Consider the following 17,208-nt stretch of genomic DNA (forward strand, 5'->3'; position numbering starts at 1 on the left):
AGGAGGTCGTTGTGGACCTGGTGAGTCGCACGACTACACAGACCATGCCGGCAGCAGCGGCCGAACCGCTGCACCAGGGGTTTTTCGCGCACGCACACGGCGCGCCCGACGACGTCGCGGTGTTCGGCCCGACGACTCGCTGGACCTATGGGCAACTGCGGGAGCAGGCGCTGGCGGTATCGGGTGCGCTCGCGGTGGCAGGCGTTCGCGTCGGCGACCGGGTGGCAGTCGTCGGACCCACGGGTCTGGACACCGTGATCGCCACGCTGGGAATCCTGGCCGCCGGAGGCGTCTGCGTCCCGATCGACACCGCCGATCCGGCCGAGCCCATCCTGGATCACACCGGCGTACGCATGGCGTTGTTCACCGGCGACGGACCGCCCAACTGGCTGCCGGCACTCACCGTCTCCGAAGCGCTACGGATCGGCGCCCGCGCGGGCGACGTGGCTCCGGTGCGCTCTGAGCCGGGCGATCCGGCCTTTTTGGGGTCCGTCGACGACAGCGGGTACGCGGTGGTGTCCCACGCGGCCGCGCGCCAGGCGGTCGTGGATCTCACCGGTCGGTTGGGTGTCGCCGGCGATGACCGCATCGGCGCGTTCTCGGCGACCGGTGCGGCCGCGCCGATTCTCATGATGCTGGTGGCCCTGACCGCCGGCGCAGGCATCGTCGTGGCCGACGATGCGCCGCGGCGCAACCCTGAGCGGGGGATGAACGGCTTCGCCCTGGCCGTGCGGCATCGGGATGCGGTGGCCGCTCTCGACACCGCTGTGCCGTCGTGACGCACCCGGATACCCAGATCACGGTCAAGCCCTGGGTGAAGCGCTATCCAGGGTCCGAAAGCTCAACAGCCACATTGGTTTTCCCTCACGCCGGGGGAGCGGCGCTGGCCTATCGCGGATTCGGGACGGCGCTGGCCGCTGCCGGGTCCGATGCCTACGTCATGCAGTACCCGCAACGCGGTGACAGGCTGTCGCACCCGGCCGCCCCGACGGTGGCCGAACTCGCCAAGGATCTGTTCGACGCGGCCGACTGGGGCTCAGCCGGACCGATCCGGCTGTTCGGTCATTGCATGGGTGCGGTGGTGGCCTTCGAATTCGCCCGCATCGCCGAACGCAGCGGGATCGCGATCGACGCCCTGTGGGTGTCGGCCAGCGAGGCGCCGTCGGCGGTGGCGGCCGCCCCCGCGCTACCGATGGCCGAATCCGAGATTCTCGCGGAGATGGTCGATCTCGGCGGCACCGACGAAGCACTGCTCGCCGACGAGGATTTCGTCGAACTGCTGCTGATGGCGGTGCGTGCGGACTACGCGGCCTTCAATAGGTACGCGTGTGAAGCCGACGTGACGATCGCGGCCGACATCTATGCCCTGGGCGGCGACCGTGACCACCGGATCAGCGAGGACATGTTGCGGCGCTGGGAATCCCACACCAGCGGTGCCTTCACCTGCACGATGTTCGACGGCGGGCACTTCTATCTCAACTCCCAGCTCGAGGATGTGGCGGAGCTGGTCAATGAGCTCTAGCGGGAAGCCACCTGAGTTCGGGGCCGCCGATCCGGTGGTGATCGTGGGAATGGCGCTGGAGGCTCCGGGCGGGATCGAGACCGCCGACGACTACTGGTCGCTGCTGACCGAACAGCGTGAGGCGCTCGGGCGATTTCCCGGCGACCGGGGCTGGTCGCTGCGCGAACTGTTCGACGGCTCGCGCCGCGACGGGTTCAAACGTATCCACGACCTCGGTGGGTTCCTCTCCACCGCAGCGACATTCGATCCGGCGTTCTTCGGCATCTCACCGCGTGAAGCGGTGGCGATGGATCCTCAGCAACGCGTCGCCTTACGTCTCGCGTGGCGTGCGATCGAGAACAGCGGCGTCAACCCGGACGAGTTGGCCGGGCACGACGTCGGCTGCTACGTCGGTGCCTCGGGCCTGGAGTACGGGCCGGCCCTGACGGAGTTCTCGCACCACAGCGGCCATCTGATCACCGGGACCTCACTCGGCGTCATCTCCGGCCGCATCGCCTACACGCTGAATCTGTGCGGGCCGGCACTGACCGTGGACACGTCGTGTTCGTCGGCGCTGACCGCATTCCACACCGCCGTCACGGCGGTGCGGGCGGGCGACTGCGACATGGCGTTGGCCGGCGGTGTCTGCGTGATGGGCACACCCGGCTACTTCGTCGAGTTCTCCAAACAACACGCGTTGTCCGATGACGGCCACTGCCGGCCCTACAGCGCACACGCCAGCGGAACGGTGTGGGCCGAGGGAGCGGCGATGTTCGTGCTGCAACGCAAATCCGCCGCAGTGCGCAACGGCCGGGTGATCCTGGCCGAAGTTCGGGCCACCGCGGTGAACCAGGACGGCCGGACCACCGGGCTGACCGCCCCCAGCGGCGACGCCCAGCAGCGGTTGTTCGCCAAGGCGATCCGTCAGGCGGGCGTGCGGCCGGAGGACGTCGGCATGATCGAGGGCCACGGCACCGGCACCCGGCTCGGAGACCGGACCGAATTGCGTTCCCTGGCAAAGACTTACGGTGCCACCGCGCCCGGGGCGGGTGCCGTGCTGGGATCGGTGAAATCCAACGTCGGGCACTCGCAGGCCGCCGCGGGTGGGCTGGGCCTGGCCAAGGTCATCCTGGCCGCCGAGCATGCCGCCATCCCTGCCACGTTGCACGTCGACCAGGCCAGCCGCGAGATCGACTGGGATGCCCAGGGTTTGCGGCTGGCCACCAAACAGACCCCATGGCCCGCTGTCGACGGACAACGGATCGGCGCGGTTTCGGCGTTCGGCATGAGCGGTACCAACGCGCACGCGATCATCTCGGTTCCCGAGGTTGCCGGGGAGGCCGCATGACCGGCGCCGACGCGTTGCCCGACGCCCGTACAGCCGTACTGCTCAGCGCCCACACCGAGGATCTGATCGGCGCCGACGCCGCGGCCATCTTGAACTACGTGGATTCGCATCCGGCGGTGAGCGCCGGCGACGTGGCCGCCACCTTGCTGACCACCCGCCGTCTGCGTCGTCACCGTGCCGTGGTGCGCGCCGGTGATCGCGACGAGCTCACCGCGGGCCTGCGCGCACTGACCGAAGACGTCGAGCATCCGCTCGTCACGCGCGCTCAGGCCGGGACGGCACCGGGTTCGAGTGCCCGCATCGCCTTCGTGTTCCCCGGGCAGGGCAGCCAGTGGCCGTCCATGGGCGTGCAGGCCTATGACCGGCTGCCGGTGTACCGGACCGAAGTGGACAAGTGCGCGGCCTGTTTCGAGGCCGCCGGTGCCGCATCGCCGCTGGATTACCTACTGTCCGATCCGGATTCAGGCGCGCTGACCAACGACTTCTCCCAGGTGCAGATCCAGGGCGCCCAGTTCGTCCACGGTGTGGCACTGGCCGCGGTATGGCGTTCCTGCGGGGTGCTGCCCGACATCACCGTGGGGCACAGCCTGGGTGAGATCGGCGCGGCCTATGTGGCCGGCGGCATCACCCTGCCCGAGGCGGTGGCGGTGGTGATCGCCCGCGCGACCGTACTCGACCGGCTGACCGGGCCGTACCGCGTCGCCGTCCTCGGGGTCACCCCCGACGAGGCATCGAAAGTGGTTGCCGAAACCCAGGGTTGGCTCGAACTGTCGGTGGTGAACTCGAGGTCGTCGGTCGCGGTCTCGGGGGATACCGATGCGGTGGCCGCCGCCGTGGCGACCGTAGCCGGCCGAGGATCGTTCGCCAAGGAAATCGAGATGTGGTTCCCGGCGCACACCACCGCGCTCGACTCGGCCCGTGGCGAACTCGAATCAATGCTGCCTGCCGCACAATTCGGTGAATCGCCGGTGCAGTTCATCGGCTCGGCGACCGCTGACGTGGTCAAGCCGGGGACCGGTTTCGCCGACTACTGGTACACCAACCTGCGCAGCACGGTGCGCTTCGACCGCGCCATCGAGGCCGCGGCGCGGCGCGGGGCGCGGATCTTCGTGGAGCTCTCGGCGCACCCCGCGCTGCTGTTCGCCATGGGCGACCTGCTCGATGACGCCGACGACCTCACCGGTGGTCCGGCGGTGATCGTCGGATCCGGTCGACGCGACGAACCGATCACCGAACGGCTCAGCGCCAACATCGTCTCGGTCGCCATGGCCGACGCCGGTTACCGTTGGAACGACCTTCCCAACCACTCGGCCGGCCGGTTGCGGAATTTCCCGTTCGCTCCGATGAGGGCCGAACATCTCTGGGCGACACCGCAGCCGCTGGATCCGGTTCCCGGTTTGACGGTGCGCGTGGAGCGCTGGGAACAGGCTGCACCGCCGAACGTGCCGGCCGGGCAGCGTCGTGTCGCCGTGCTGGACCTCGCCTCCGGGCAGGGCCCGGCTGCCGCGCTGCACAGTGCCCTCGGCGAGATGCCGGTCGCCACCGCTGCCCGACCCGGCGACGCCGACCTGCTGGTCGTGGTGGCTCCGGTATCCGAGGACATCGACCCGGTCGTGGCGGCAGAAACCTTGAGCCGGCGTATCGACGACGGCCTGCTCAACTACCCCGATGCGATCACCGCGGATACCCGCGAGGTCTGGCTGGTCACCGTCGGCGCCGAGCAGGTCAACAGCGAGGAATCCGTGCGACCGGGGTCGGCGGCCCTGGCGGCCGTGCACCGCAGCCTTGGCTACGAACACCCCGACCAGGAGTTCCATCACCTCGACCTGCCGTCGGCCGAGCTCGACCCGGCCGCTGCGGCTGCGGCCGTCACCGCGATGCTGACCGCCGCGGAAGATATCGCCCTGCGGGACAACGGTTCGGGACCGGCCGTATGGCGCCGTGAGATGTGCGACGACACGTCGGACGCCCGCACCTGGACCGCGGATTCGGGCATCTTCGACGAGGTGGTCATCACCGGCGGGGCCGGCGCCGTAGGTCTGCACTTCGCTCGCCAGCTGGCAGAACAGGGAGCACGACGCATCGTGCTGCTCAGTCGCAGCGGCCTCGGCGATGAGCAGGTTTCGGCGCTGTCGGCCGACGGGACCGAGATCCTGGCCCCCCGTTGCGATCTCACCGACCCCGCCCAGATCGCCGCGACCGTCGCCGAACTGGGGCTCTCGCCGGCGTCCCTGGTGATCCACGCCGCAGCGTCTGCCGCCATCGCCCCGGGCCGAGAACTCACCGGGGCCGATGTGCGGGATACGTTCGCGGCCAAGGTGAACGGACTGGCCAACCTCACAGCGACGTGGCCGCTGCGCCCCGACGCCCGGATTGTGTTGTGTTCGTCGGTATCCGGTCGGTGGGGTGGTTACGGCCATGCCGCGTACTCGGCGGCCAACCGGCTCCTCGACACACTCGGCGGACAACTGCGGGCCGAGGGCAAGCACTGCATCGCGGTGCGGTGGGGCCTGTGGCAGGGCGACGGCATCATCGATGCTGCCGAAGTCAGCCGAGTGGAGCGGTCCGGCCTGCGGGCCATGGTTCCCGAACTCGCGGTGGAGGCCGGGTTGCGGGACTACCCGTCGGATCCGCTGGTGTTCACCGCCGATGCCGAGCGGCTGCGGACCTTCCTCGGCGGCGGGCGAGAACCCGCCGCGGCAGTGAACCATGCCCCCGAGACGCCGGACAGCGAAGCCGCTGACGCCAAGGGCGCGATGCAGATCGCGCTCGGTGCCGTGCTGAAGCTCACCGACACCTCGGCGCTGGATCTCGACACGTCGCTGCTGGATCTGGGCATCGACTCCCTGCTGGCAATCGACCTGCGCAAGAAGCTCAAGAACGCCACCGGCCGATCGGTGCCGCTGGCCACCATCCTCGGCGGCGCCACCGCCGCGGAACTGATCGAGCATTTGGAAAGACCTGAAAAGGAAGCATTTTCGCGTGACTGACATGGTTAATGCCGATCCGGCAACCCCCCGCACCTCTGACGCCCGTCTGGAGCTGATGCGGCGCAGGCTTGCCGAGCGGGGCCTGGCGGCCTCGGGTGCGGAAGCCGGGGCGGCGGGGGCCGAAAGCGCGCCGGTCGATCCGACCGTGCTGTCCGACGGGCAGCGCCGGATGTGGTTCGTGCAAGGATTCGACCCGAGCGGCGTGCTGCTCAACATCTGCCTGTCCTACCGGCTCAGCGGGGTCATCGACCCCGAACGGCTCCACGAAGCGCTCGATGCCGTCGCAGCGCGACACCCGATCCTGCGCACCACCTATCGCGCTGACGAGAACGGCGAGCCCACCGCCACGGTCCACGATGACCTGACGCCGGGATGGGCGGTCCACGACCTGTCCGACAAATCCGAGCGCGCCCGCAAGCTGCGGTTGGAGGTGCTGGCCCAGCGTGAGTTCGGCAGCGCCTTCGACCTGAGCAATGATTCCCCGCTGCGCATCTCGTTGATCAGAACCGGACCGGCCGAACACGTGATGCTGCTCGTCGCACATCACATCGCTTGGGACGACGGATCGTGGCGGGTGTTCTTCGCCGACTTGACCCGGGCCTACGCAGGTGAGCAGCTCGCCGGGACCCCGCATGTGCCGGTGGCCGGGGCCGCGGACGGCGGCGAGGACTTGGCGTACTGGCGCGAGGTACTGGCCGACCCGCCGGAGCCGCTGGAGTTGCCCGGTCCGGCAGGGTCGGTGGTGCCCAACGGTTTTCGGTCACAGCGCAGCACCGTGCGGTTGTCCGCCGAGACGGTCGCACGGGTATCGGCGCTGGCCCGCGAGACCGGGGCCACGCCCTACATGGTGCTGCTGGCCGCGTTCGGTGCGCTCATCTACCGTTACACCCACACCGATGATTTCCTGATCGCCACCCCGGTTCTGAACCGCGACACCGACGAGACCATCGGCTATTACGGCAACACGGTGGCGATGCGGCTGCGGCCGCAGGGGACGGCCGGGTTCCGGGATCTGGTGGCGGCTACCCGGGACACCGCCATCGGCGCCTTCGCACACCAGCGGGTCAATCTCGATCGGGTGGTGGCCGAACTCAACCCGGACCGCCGTCACGGCGCCGAGCGGATGACCCGCGTCAGCTTCGGGTTCCGCGAGCCCGACGGTGGCGGGTTCACCCCTGACGGCGTGACCAGCGAGCGAGCCGACCTCCGCGGCCAGCACACCCAACTGCCCTTGGGATTCATGGTCGAGCTCGACGCCGACGGTGCGGTGGTCGAAGCCGAGCACCTCACCGAGGTGCTCGATGCCGAGCTCGCCGCGCAGATGTTGCGGCACTTCACCGTGCTGCTGGACAGCGCGCTCGACGCGCCCGATCGGCCGCTGTCGCGGCTGGAGCTGTTCACCGCCGAGGACACCGAGTGGCTGCGGGCGGTGTCCACCGGTGAGCACTTCGAGACGCCGGCGACCACGCTGGCGGCACTGGTCACCGAGCAGGCCGGCCGTACCCCCGACGCCGTCGCGGTGGTCTACGAGGGGCGTCACTACACCTACCGCGAGCTCAACGAGTCGGCCAACCGGTTGGCGCACTGGCTGATCGAGCAGGGCATCGGTACCGAAGACCGGGTGGCGGTGCTGCTGGAGAAGTCGCCGGAGCTGGTCATCACGGCGCTGGGCATCGTCAAGGCCGGGGCGGTGTACCTGCCGGTCGACCCGAGCTACCCCGAGGACCGACTCGCCTACATCCTGTCCGATTCCGACCCGAAAATCATTCTGCGCGAGCCGGTTACCGGGCTGGAGAACTATCCGGCCACCGATCCCACCGACGCCGAGCGGATCCGGCCGCTACGTCCGGACAACACCGCATACCTGATCTACACCTCGGGATCCACCGGTCTGCCCAAGGGCGTCCCGGTGCCGCACCGGCCGATCGCCGAGTACTTCGTCTGGTTCGGCGGTGACTACCAGGTGTCCCAGGAGGAGCGTCTCCTACAGGTCGCCTCGCAGAGCTTCGACGTGTCGATCGGCGAGATCTTCGGCATGCTGGCCGCGGGTGCGCGGCTGGTGATCCCGAAGCCGGGCGGCTTGGGCGACATCGGATACCTCACCGATCTGCTGCGCAACGAGGGCATCACCTCGATGCACTTCGTGCCGTCTCTGTTGGGGCTGTTCCTGTCGCTGCCGGGTGTCAACGAGTGGCGCACGCTGCAGCGTGTGCCGATCGGCGGCGAGGCGCTGCCCGGCGAGATCGCCGACAAGTTCCTGGCGACGTTCGACTCTCTGCTGCACAACTTCTACGGACCCACCGAAACGGTGCTGAACTGCACCCGCTACAAAGTGGAAGGCAAGCAGGGCGCGCGGATCGTGCCGATCGGCAAGCCGAAGATCAACACCACGATCCACCTGCTCGACGACGCCCTGCAGCCCGTGCCGGTCGGGGTGATCGGTGAGATCTACATCGGCGGAACACATGTCGCACACGGCTACCACGACCGCCCGCGGCTGACCGCCGAACGGTTCGTCGCCGACCCGTTCAATCCCGGCGGACGGATGTACCGCTCGGGTGACCTGGCCCGGCGCAACGCCGACGGGGACATCGAGTTCGTCGGCCGCGCCGACGAGCAGGTCAAGATCCGAGGCTTCCGAATCGAACTCGGTGAGGTCTCCGCGGCCATCTCCGTGGACCCGTCGGTGGGGCAGGCCGTGGTGGTGGTCAGCGACCTGCCGTCGCTCGGCAAGAGCCTGGTCGCTTACATCACGCCGGCCGCCGACGCCGATCGGGTGGAGATCGACCGCATCCGGGCCAGGGTCACCGCTGCGCTGCCCGAGTACATGATCCCGGCGGCGTTCGTCGAGCTCCCCGAGATTCCGATCACCGCGCACGGCAAGATCGATCGCCGGGCGCTGCCCGAGCCGGAGATCCGTTCGGCCACCGAATTCCGCGCGCCGGAAACCGAGACCGAACACGAGATCGTCGCACTGTTCGGCGAGCTGCTCGAGCGTGACGGCGTGGGCGCCGACGATTCGTTCTTCGATCTGGGCGGGCACTCGCTGCTGGCGACCAAACTGGTTGCCGCCATTCGGTCACGCTGCGGGGTCGAACTCGGCGTGGCCGACGTCTTCGAGAACGCCACGGTGGCGGGCCTGGCGGCCAAGGTCGACGAGCTTCGCGACTCGGGTCTGGGCGCCGGTCTGCCCGCCATCGTCGCCACCGCGCATGACGGCCCGGCGCAGATGTCGGCGGCCCAGCACCGCCAGTGGTTCCAGTTCCGCATCGACGGACCCAACCCGGTCAACAACGTGCCCTTCGCCGCCCGGCTGACGGGCCCCTGCGATGTCGAGGCGCTGGCGTCGGCAGTCAGCGACATCGTGGCCCGGCACGAGATCCTGCGTACCACCTACCGTGAAATCGACGGTGTGCCTTATCAGGTGGTTCATCCCGTCGCACCCGTGACCGTTCGTCGCGCCGACGGTTTCGGCGAGGACTGGGTGCAGGGCGAACTCGACACCGAACGGCGGCACTGCTTCGACCTGGAGAACGAGTGGCCGGTCCGGGCAGCGATGCTGTCCACCCCGGATTCGCACGTGCTGTCCCTGGTGGTCCATCACATCGCCGCCGACCACTGGTCGGGCACGGTGCTGTTCACCGACCTGCTGACCGCCTACCACGCCCGTCGCGCGGGACACGCACCCGAATGGGCGCCGTTGCCGGTGCAGTACGCGGACTTCGCGGCCTGGCAGGCCCAGCTGCTCTCGGGCGACGACGATCGCGTCGAAGAGCAACGCACCTACTGGACAAAGCAACTCGCCGGTCTGTCCGGAGAGGCGGACGTCGAGAACGGCCTGCAGCCGGACTTCCCGAGGCCGCCGGTTCCGACCGGCGAGGGCAAGGCGCTCGACTTCACCATCGATACGGCGTTGCGGGGCAAGCTCGTCGAACTCAGCCGGGAGCTCGGGGTCACCGAGTTCATGGTGCTGCAGGCTGCCGTGGCAATCGCGCTGCACAAGGCCGGCCAAGGCACCGATATCGCGCTGGGCACTCCGGTGGCCGGGCGTACCGCACCCGAGCTCGACGCGCTGATCGGGTTCTTCATCAACATCGTGGTGCTGCGCAACGACCTGTCGGGCAATCCGAGCCTGCGTGAGGTGTTGCGGCGTTCCAGAGAGATGGCGCTGGCCGCCTACAAGCATCAGGACCTGCCGTTCGACCGGGTCGTCGACGCGGTCAGCCCGGTGCGTTCACTGGCCCGCAACCCGCTGTTCGGGGTGGTGGTGCACGTGCGCGAGGACATGCCCGCCGAACAGGTCATCGACACCAGTGCCGACGGTGAAACCCGTTTCACCGCACTGGAACCCACCTTCGACGTGGCGCATGCCGACCTCTCGCTCAACTTCTTCGCCGAGGCGGGCGGCGGGTATCGGGGCACTGTCATCTACCGCACCGAACTCTACGAGGCGGCCACCGCACAGCGCCTCGTGAACTGGCTGCATCGCATCGTCGAGGCCTTCGCCGACGACGCCGATCAGACGGTGCGCGACATCGCGGTGATCGATGCCACCGAACGTGCCCTGGTGGTCGAGGACTGGAGTCGCAAGGCGGTGCCGCCGGGCGGACTGCCGCAGACCGAGGGCGCCGACCGGGTGTACGTGCTCGACGAATGGCATCAACCGGTGGCCATCGGTGTCACCGGAGACGTCTACTACGCCGGCGGCGCGGTGAACGAGGCCGCCAGGGTGGCCGGCGGCACAGCCGCGCAACGCTTCGTGCCCAACCCTTTCGGGGACGGGCACCTGTACCGCACGGGCGATCGGGGTCGCTGGACCACCGACGGCCGGCTGGAGCCGATCACCGCCGGTGAACCCCGCTTGCAGGCCGCGCTGGAAGCGCTCGAGGGCGTGGCGGCCGCGGCGACCCGGCGGTGGGACGTACGTGGAGTGACGACCCTGGCCGGCTACCTGGTGGCCGAGCCGTCAGTGGCCGACGGCGACACCTTGCTGGAAAACGCCCGGGCCGCGCTGGGCGAGGAGTTCGCCGATGCCGTGCTCACGGTGGTCGACGACATCGAGCCCGCCACCCTGCCCCGGCCCCGGGCGCGGGCAACAGCACCGTCGGAGCCCCCGGCCACCGCCACCGAGCACACGCTGGCGGCCATGCTGGTCGAGCTGCTCGGTGCCGCCGAGGTGGGCCGGTACGACGACTTCTTCACCCTCGGTGGTGACAGCATCCTGGCTGTGCAGCTGGCCGCACGGGCGCGGGACGCCGGCATGGCGCTGACGGCCCGCATGGTGTTCGAGCATCCCGGTCTGGCGGACCTGGCTGCCGCGGTCGATGCGGCGGGCGCCCAGGCCGAAGCGGACGACGTGCACCACGAGCCGATGTCCGCATCGGGTCTGTCGCCCGACGAATTGGCCGCGCTGACCGCCGGATGGGGCCAGGAGACCGCGACGTGACGACCACCGGAACCCCGCCGGGCGTCGAGGACGTACTGGCGCTCAGCCCGCTGCAACAGGGGCTGTACTCGCTGGCCGGCCTGACCGCAGATGACGGCGGCCCCGATCCGTATGTCATCGCGATGGCTGCCGATGTCGACGGCGCATTGGATGCCGGACTGCTGCGAACGTGCGCCGAGGCCATGCTGGTGCGGCATCCGAACCTGCGGGCCAGTTTTTTCCAGGGAAACCTGAGCCGGCCGGTCGCCGTGGTCCCGTCCGCGATCGAACTGCCTTGGCGTCACGTGCAGGCCGACGAAGAGCAGGCGCTCAGCCTGGAAGCGCAGGAGCGCGCCCGGCGGTTCGACCTCGGCCGCGGTCCGCTGGTCCGCTTCCTGCTGATCGAAAAGCCGGGCCAGCGTTGGCGTCTGGTGATCGTCGCCCATCACATCGCGATCGACGGCTGGTCGCTGCCCGTCTTCGTCGGGGAACTGCTCGCGCTCTACGGGGCCACGGGCGACGTGACCGCACTGCCCGCTGCGGTGCGACCGTACCGCGACTACATCGGCTGGCTGGCCGGGCGGGATCAGCAGGCCAGCCGCGCGCGGTGGCAGGCTCATCTGTACGGCCTGGATGCCCCCACGCTGTTGTCCCCGGTGCTGGCCGGGAGGGAGACCCAGCCGGGCCTGCCGTCGCGCACCGAGGTGAGCCTCGACGAACGACAGTCCGCCGCGATCTTCGAGGCCGCCCGGCAACGCGGTGTCACGGTCAACACGTTGTTCCAGATGGCTTGGGCTGCCATCCTTTCGGTCTTCACCGACCGCACCGACGTGGTGTACGGCGTCACGGTGTCGGGGCGGCCGGACGAGCTGGCCGGGGTCGAGTCGATGGTCGGTCTGTTCATCAACACGGTGCCCCTGCGGGTCCGGGTGGATCCCAGCGTTGCGGTGGGCAGCCAATGCCTGGCGCTGCAACGCGAAGCCGCCGAGCTACGTGAGCACAGCTATCTCAGCCACACCGAGTTGCGTTCGCTCGGCGGCATCGGCGAGCTGTACGACACGCTGCTGGTCTACGAGAACTTCCCGCCCGGTGGACTGGTCGGCAGCGACGAGTTCGAGCTCGGCGGAGCGGTACTGCGGCCGTCGGCCCTGGAGAGCCTGTCGCACTTCCCGGTCACCATCGCCGCGCATCCCACCCACGGCCGGCTCACGGTGCTCGTCGAAACCCTCGACGGCGCGTTGGGATTGGTCGATCCACAGGCACTGGGCCGGCGGGTGCTGGCCGTGGTGCAGCGGCTGCTGGACCGCTGGGAGCGGCCGCTGCGCGAGGTCACCGTCACGCTCGACGACGATCCGCAGCCGGCCGGCGCACCGGTCATCGCCGAGGACGACCTGTCCCACAATGGATTTCACACCGCTTTCAGCGCGACCGCCGAACAGCGGCTCGGTTCGGTGGCGCTGAGTTGGGACGGCGGCGCGCTGAGCTACCGCGAACTCGACGACGCTGCCGATCGCCTGGCCGCCGAGTTGAGCCGCCGTGGGGTGGGCGATGAGACCGCGGTCCCTATCCGGTTGCGCCGCGGGCCCGACTACGTGGTGGCGATGCTCGCCGTGCTCAAGGCGGGAGCCATGATCGTGCCGCTCGATCCGGCCATGCCCGATGAACGGGTGGCCGAGATCCTGCGCCAGATCGGGGCAGGACCCCGCGCGCTCGTCGTCGACGAAACCCTGCTGGCTGCTGTCGACTCCGAACCGGATGCCGACTACCGGCCAGCGTCGGCGCGCCCCGGGCAGGCCGCGTACGTCGTGTTCACCTCGGGCACCACCGGAAAACCCAAGGGCGTCATCGGAACCCACCAGGCCCTGCTGGCCTATTGCGCCGACCATGCCCACCAGGTGCTCCGGCCCGCGGCCAAGCGCCTCGGTCGCCCGCTGCGGGTGGCCCACGCCTGGTCGTTCACCTTCGACGCGGCCTGGCAACCCCTGGCGGCCCTGCTCGACGGGCATACCGTGCACATCGTCTCCGACGAGGTGCAGCGCGATGCCGAGGCGCTGGTGGACACCATCGGGCGCTTCGCGATCGACATGATCGACACCACCCCGTCGATGTTCGCCTCACTGCGGGCCGCGGGACTGCTGAGTCGCGTGCCGCTGGCAGTGCTCGCGCTCGGCGGCGAGGCGATCGACACCGCCACCTGGCAAGGGATCCAGGCCGAATGCGAGCGCACCTGGATGTCGGCACACAACTGCTACGGACCGACAGAGACCACGGTGGAAGCCGTCGTCGCCGCCATCGCCGAACACCCCCAGCCGTGCATCGGGCATGCCACGGAGTCGACCGCGGCCTACGTTCTCGACAGGTGGCTGCGTCCGGTGCCCGACGGGATCTACGGCGACTTGTATTTGGCCGGTGGACAATTGACCCGCGGATACCTCGGCAGGCCGGGGGAGACCGCCGCCCGGTTCGTCGCCGACCCGTTCACACCGGGCGCGCGCATGTACCGCACCGGAGACGTGGTGCGCCGGCGAGCGGACTCGAAAGCGCTGGAGTTTCTGGGCCGCAGTGACGACCAGGTCAAGATCCGCGGCTTCCGGGTCGAACCCGGTGAAGTGGCCGCGACGCTGCATGCCCATCCCGGGGTCCGGCACGCCCACGTGGCGGTGCGGCAACACCGCAGCGGGCCACGACTGGTCGCCTACGTGGTCACCGACACCCAGCCGGCCGAGCTGCGCCGGATGCTGTCCACCACGCTGCCAAGGCATCTCGTGCCGCACCACATCGTCGCGGTCGACGAGATCCCGCTGACCACCAACGGCAAGGTCGACGATGGCGCGCTGGCGGCTCTCGGCACCGGTACGTCCGCCGAAGGGTCCGAACAGCCGGCCACCGAGACCGAGCGGGTGCTCGCCGAGGTGCTGGCCGAAGTCCTGGGTGCCCCCGCGGGATCTGGTGTCGATGTGACAGCGGACTTCCTCGACCTCGGGCTGGACAGCATCGTGGCACTGTCGGTCGTGCAGGCGGTGCGGCGCCGTGGTGTGGCGTTGCGGGCCAGGTTGATGCTGGACTGCGCTACTGTTCGCGAACTCGCGGCAGCGATCGACTCCGACGCGGCCGCCGTCGAACGCTCGGAGCGGGCCGACGATGAGCAGGCGGCCTCGGGTCCCATCCCGCTGCTACCGAACGGGCGATGGCTCTACCAATACGGTGACCCCCGACGGCTCGCCCAGACCGAGGTGTTCCGGTTGCCGGCCCATATCACCCGTGCGCACCTGGAAGCCCTGTTGCGCAACGTCGTCGACGGACACGAGGTGCTGCGCACCCGGCTGGACCGCGACGCGTGGGCGTTGGTCGCGCATCCGCCGGGCCCGGTGCTGTCCGAGGCGACCGGCTCGGGCGATCTCAACGCCGCGGTCGCCGAACAGGCCGAGCGTTCGGTGCAGCGCATGGATCCGCAGAACGGATCGATGCTCGACGCGGTCTGGCTGCACCACCCGGCGGTGGAAGGCGGCCTGCTGGTCCTGACCGCCCACGTGCTAGCGCTGGACCCGTCGTCGTGGCGGATCCTGGTCGGCGAGCTCGAAAACGCCTGGCATGCAGTGGCCTCCGGGCGCGCTCCGCTGCCGGTCCGCGAACACACGTCGTTACGGCAGTGGTCACGGCTGCTCGCCGATCGGGCGGCAGAACTCGACACCTGCGGCTTCTGGGAGCAGCAGTTCGAAGGCGAGGACCCCGATATCGGTGCCCGCCGCATCGATCCCGCCACCGACCGGATGGCCGACGTCACCATCACGATGTCCTTCGCCGATCCCGAGGTGACGGCCCGACTGCTGACCGGCTCGGTCCCGGTGACCGATGTGCTGGCCGCGGCGACGGCCCGCGCCCTGACCGATTGGCGTCGGCACCGTGACCAGCCGACCCCGGCGCCACTGCTGGCTCTGGAGACTCACGGCCGGTCCGACGCCGTGGTGTCAGACCGCGACGAGGTGGACACCGGCGACACCGCCGGTCTGCTCAGCATGATCTACCCGCTACGCCTCACCGCCGACGATGCTCGCGGCGTGAGCGCGCAAATGGCGGCGATCCCGGGTGATGCGATCGACTACGGGCTGCTGCGTTATCTGCGGAAGGACACCGCCGAACGGCTCGGCGCACACCGGGATCCGCAGGTGCTGCTCAACTACCTGGGCCGGATCGAGCTGGATGCGTCCGATCACGCGCTGCGGCAGGACCGGTCCCTGCAGGCCGATGTGACCCCGATTCCCGAACCGAATGTCGCTGTGCGCCATGAACTGACGATCATGGCCGCGGTGATCGACCGCGACGGGTCCGCCGTGCTCGGCACCCAGTGGCGGACGTTGCCCGACATTCTGTCCGGCGATGACATCGCCGCCATGCAGGCGATGTGGCTGGACGCACTGCGAGAGGTGTTGCGAGAGGTGACCACATGAGTGCCCCATCGGCCCCCACCTTGGCCGTCATCGGAGCCGGACCCAAGGCCATCGCGGTGGCCGCCAAAGCCGCTGAGTTGCGGGCGATGGGCGTGCCCGCACCGGACGTCGTCGCCGTCGAACGGTCCGGCGTGGCCGCCAACTGGCAGGCGGTCGGGGGCTGGACCGACGGCAACCACCGCCTCGGTACGGGGCCGGAGAAGGACGTCGGCTTCCCGTACCGGTCGTCGCTGGTGCCACGGCGCAACGCCGAACTCGACGAACGGATGACCCGGCACAGTTGGCAGGCCTATCTGATCGCCACGGGCGGATTCGCCGAATGGGTGGACCGCGGCCGGCCCGCCCCGACCCACAAGCGCTGGAGCCAGTACTTGGCCTGGGTGGCCGACGACATCGGCATGAAGGTGATTGCCGGTGAGGTGGAACAGATCTCGGTCGATGCGGATGCGCGCCGCTGGGTGCTGCACACCGCCGAGGACACCGTCAGCGCCGACGGTCTGATGGTCACCGGACCCGGTCAGGCCGAACGCTCGGTGCTGCCGGGTAATCCCCGGGTGATGTCGATCGCGCAGTTCTGGCATCAGGCCGGTAAACACGAACTCATCACCGCCGAGCGCGTGGCGGTGATCGGCGGCGGCGAAACGGCTGCGTCGATGCTCAACGAGCTTTTCCGCCACCGGGTTTCGACCATCACGGTGATCTCGCCGACGGTCACCCTGTTCACCCGAGGTGAGGGATTCTTCGAGAACACCCTGTTCTCCGATCCGACCGGATGGACCGGCCTCACGCTGACCGAACGCCGGGATGCGCTGGCCCGCACCGACCGTGGCGTGTTCTCGGCCCGCGTGCAGGATGCACTACTGGCCGACGACCGGATCCGTCACCTGCGTGGCCGGGTCGCCCACGCGGTGGCCCGCGAGGAACGGATCCGGTTGACCTTGTCCACCAATACCGGTGGCGAGGCGGTCGAGACCGTACACGGCTTCGATCTGGTGATCGACGGGTCCGGCGCCGATGCGTTGTGGTTCGCTCCGTTGTTCAGCCAGGACGCGCTGGACCTGCTCGAGCTGGGCCTCGGTGGCCCACTGACCGGTGATTCGCTGCAGGAGAACATCGGCCACGATCTGGCGCTGACCGATGTGTTCCCCAAGTTGTTCTTGCCGGGGCTGGCCGGGCTCACCCAGGGGCCGGGCTTCCCGAACCTGAGCTGTCTCGGCCTGTTGTCCGACCGGGTGCTGGGCGCGGACCTGACCCACCCCTCGATGAGGAGACTCGATGAGTACCAATCCGTTCGATGACGAGAACGGCACGTTCCATGTCCTGGTCAACGACGAGGGCCAGCACAGCCTGTGGCCCGCGTTCGCCGATGTGCCTGCCGGTTGGCAGGTGGTCTTCGGTGCGGCCGGCCGGGCTGAGTGCCTGGACTACGTGGAGGCCAACTGGACGGACCTGCGGCCCGCGAGCCTGCGCGAGGCGATGAATAGCAGCACCTGACC

Annotated in this window: 8 protein-coding genes; all 8 read left to right on the plus strand. The window is 69.3% G+C overall.

Annotated elements, in window-relative coordinates:
- Positions 1–20 precede the first annotated feature (20 nt).
- Genes K6L26_RS12510 through K6L26_RS12545 form a run of 8 tightly spaced genes read left to right on the plus strand, consistent with a single transcriptional unit; the run spans position 21 to position 17,206 of the window.
- Entirely contained in the window at positions 21–779 is a 759-nt protein-coding gene (locus K6L26_RS12510) for an AMP-binding protein (RefSeq protein ID WP_221853205.1), read from the plus strand.
- Positions 776–1,522, plus strand: a complete 747-nt coding sequence (locus tag K6L26_RS12515) for a thioesterase II family protein (RefSeq protein ID WP_036393634.1) — start codon at positions 776–778, stop codon at positions 1,520–1,522. The genes K6L26_RS12510 and K6L26_RS12515 overlap by 4 nt, the downstream gene beginning before the upstream one ends.
- A complete protein-coding gene (locus K6L26_RS12520; protein ID WP_221853206.1) occupies positions 1,512–2,849 on the plus strand; it encodes a beta-ketoacyl [acyl carrier protein] synthase domain-containing protein in 1,338 nt (445 codons plus the stop codon). Before K6L26_RS12515 ends, K6L26_RS12520 begins: the two co-directional genes overlap by 11 nt.
- Positions 2,846–5,839 (plus strand): mycobactin polyketide synthase MbtD, encoded by a 2,994-nt coding sequence (gene mbtD, locus K6L26_RS12525; RefSeq protein ID WP_221853207.1) that lies wholly within the window; start codon positions 2,846–2,848, stop codon positions 5,837–5,839. The genes K6L26_RS12520 and mbtD overlap by 4 nt, the downstream gene beginning before the upstream one ends.
- Before the next feature lies 1 nt (position 5,840).
- A complete protein-coding gene (locus K6L26_RS12530) occupies positions 5,841–11,285 on the plus strand; it encodes a non-ribosomal peptide synthetase (RefSeq protein ID WP_245008750.1) in 5,445 nt (1,814 codons plus the stop codon).
- On the plus strand, positions 11,282–15,712 hold the full coding sequence (locus K6L26_RS12535) for a non-ribosomal peptide synthetase (RefSeq protein ID WP_245008725.1): 4,431 nt from the start codon (positions 11,282–11,284) through the stop codon (positions 15,710–15,712). Before K6L26_RS12530 ends, K6L26_RS12535 begins: the two co-directional genes overlap by 4 nt.
- A complete protein-coding gene (mbtG, locus tag K6L26_RS12540) occupies positions 15,709–17,010 on the plus strand; it encodes an NADPH-dependent L-lysine N(6)-monooxygenase MbtG (RefSeq protein WP_036393641.1) in 1,302 nt (433 codons plus the stop codon). The genes K6L26_RS12535 and mbtG overlap by 4 nt, the downstream gene beginning before the upstream one ends.
- Positions 16,988–17,206 carry an MbtH family protein gene (locus tag K6L26_RS12545; RefSeq protein ID WP_221853210.1) on the plus strand — a complete coding sequence of 73 codons (219 nt, stop codon included), beginning with the start codon at positions 16,988–16,990 and terminating at the stop codon, positions 17,204–17,206. Before mbtG ends, K6L26_RS12545 begins: the two co-directional genes overlap by 23 nt.
- The last annotated feature ends 2 nt before the right edge of the window (positions 17,207–17,208 follow it).

The sequence above is a fragment of the Mycobacterium farcinogenes genome (assembly GCF_019739075.1).
Lineage (GTDB): Bacteria > Actinomycetota > Actinomycetes > Mycobacteriales > Mycobacteriaceae > Mycobacterium > Mycobacterium senegalense.

Bases quoted from the DNA above. Each gene is read 5' to 3' on its own strand.
- mbtD (WP_221853207.1), top strand. From the start codon at position 2,846: ATGACCGGCGCCGACGCGTTGCCCGACGCCCGTACAGCCGTACTGCTC.
- K6L26_RS12520 (WP_221853206.1), top strand. From the start codon at position 1,512: ATGAGCTCTAGCGGGAAGCCACCTGAGTTCGGGGCCGCCGATCCGGTG.
- K6L26_RS12530 (WP_245008750.1), top strand. From the start codon at position 5,841: ATGGTTAATGCCGATCCGGCAACCCCCCGCACCTCTGACGCCCGTCTG.
- K6L26_RS12545 (WP_221853210.1), top strand. From the start codon at position 16,988: ATGAGTACCAATCCGTTCGATGACGAGAACGGCACGTTCCATGTCCTG.
- mbtG (WP_036393641.1), top strand. From the start codon at position 15,709: ATGAGTGCCCCATCGGCCCCCACCTTGGCCGTCATCGGAGCCGGACCC.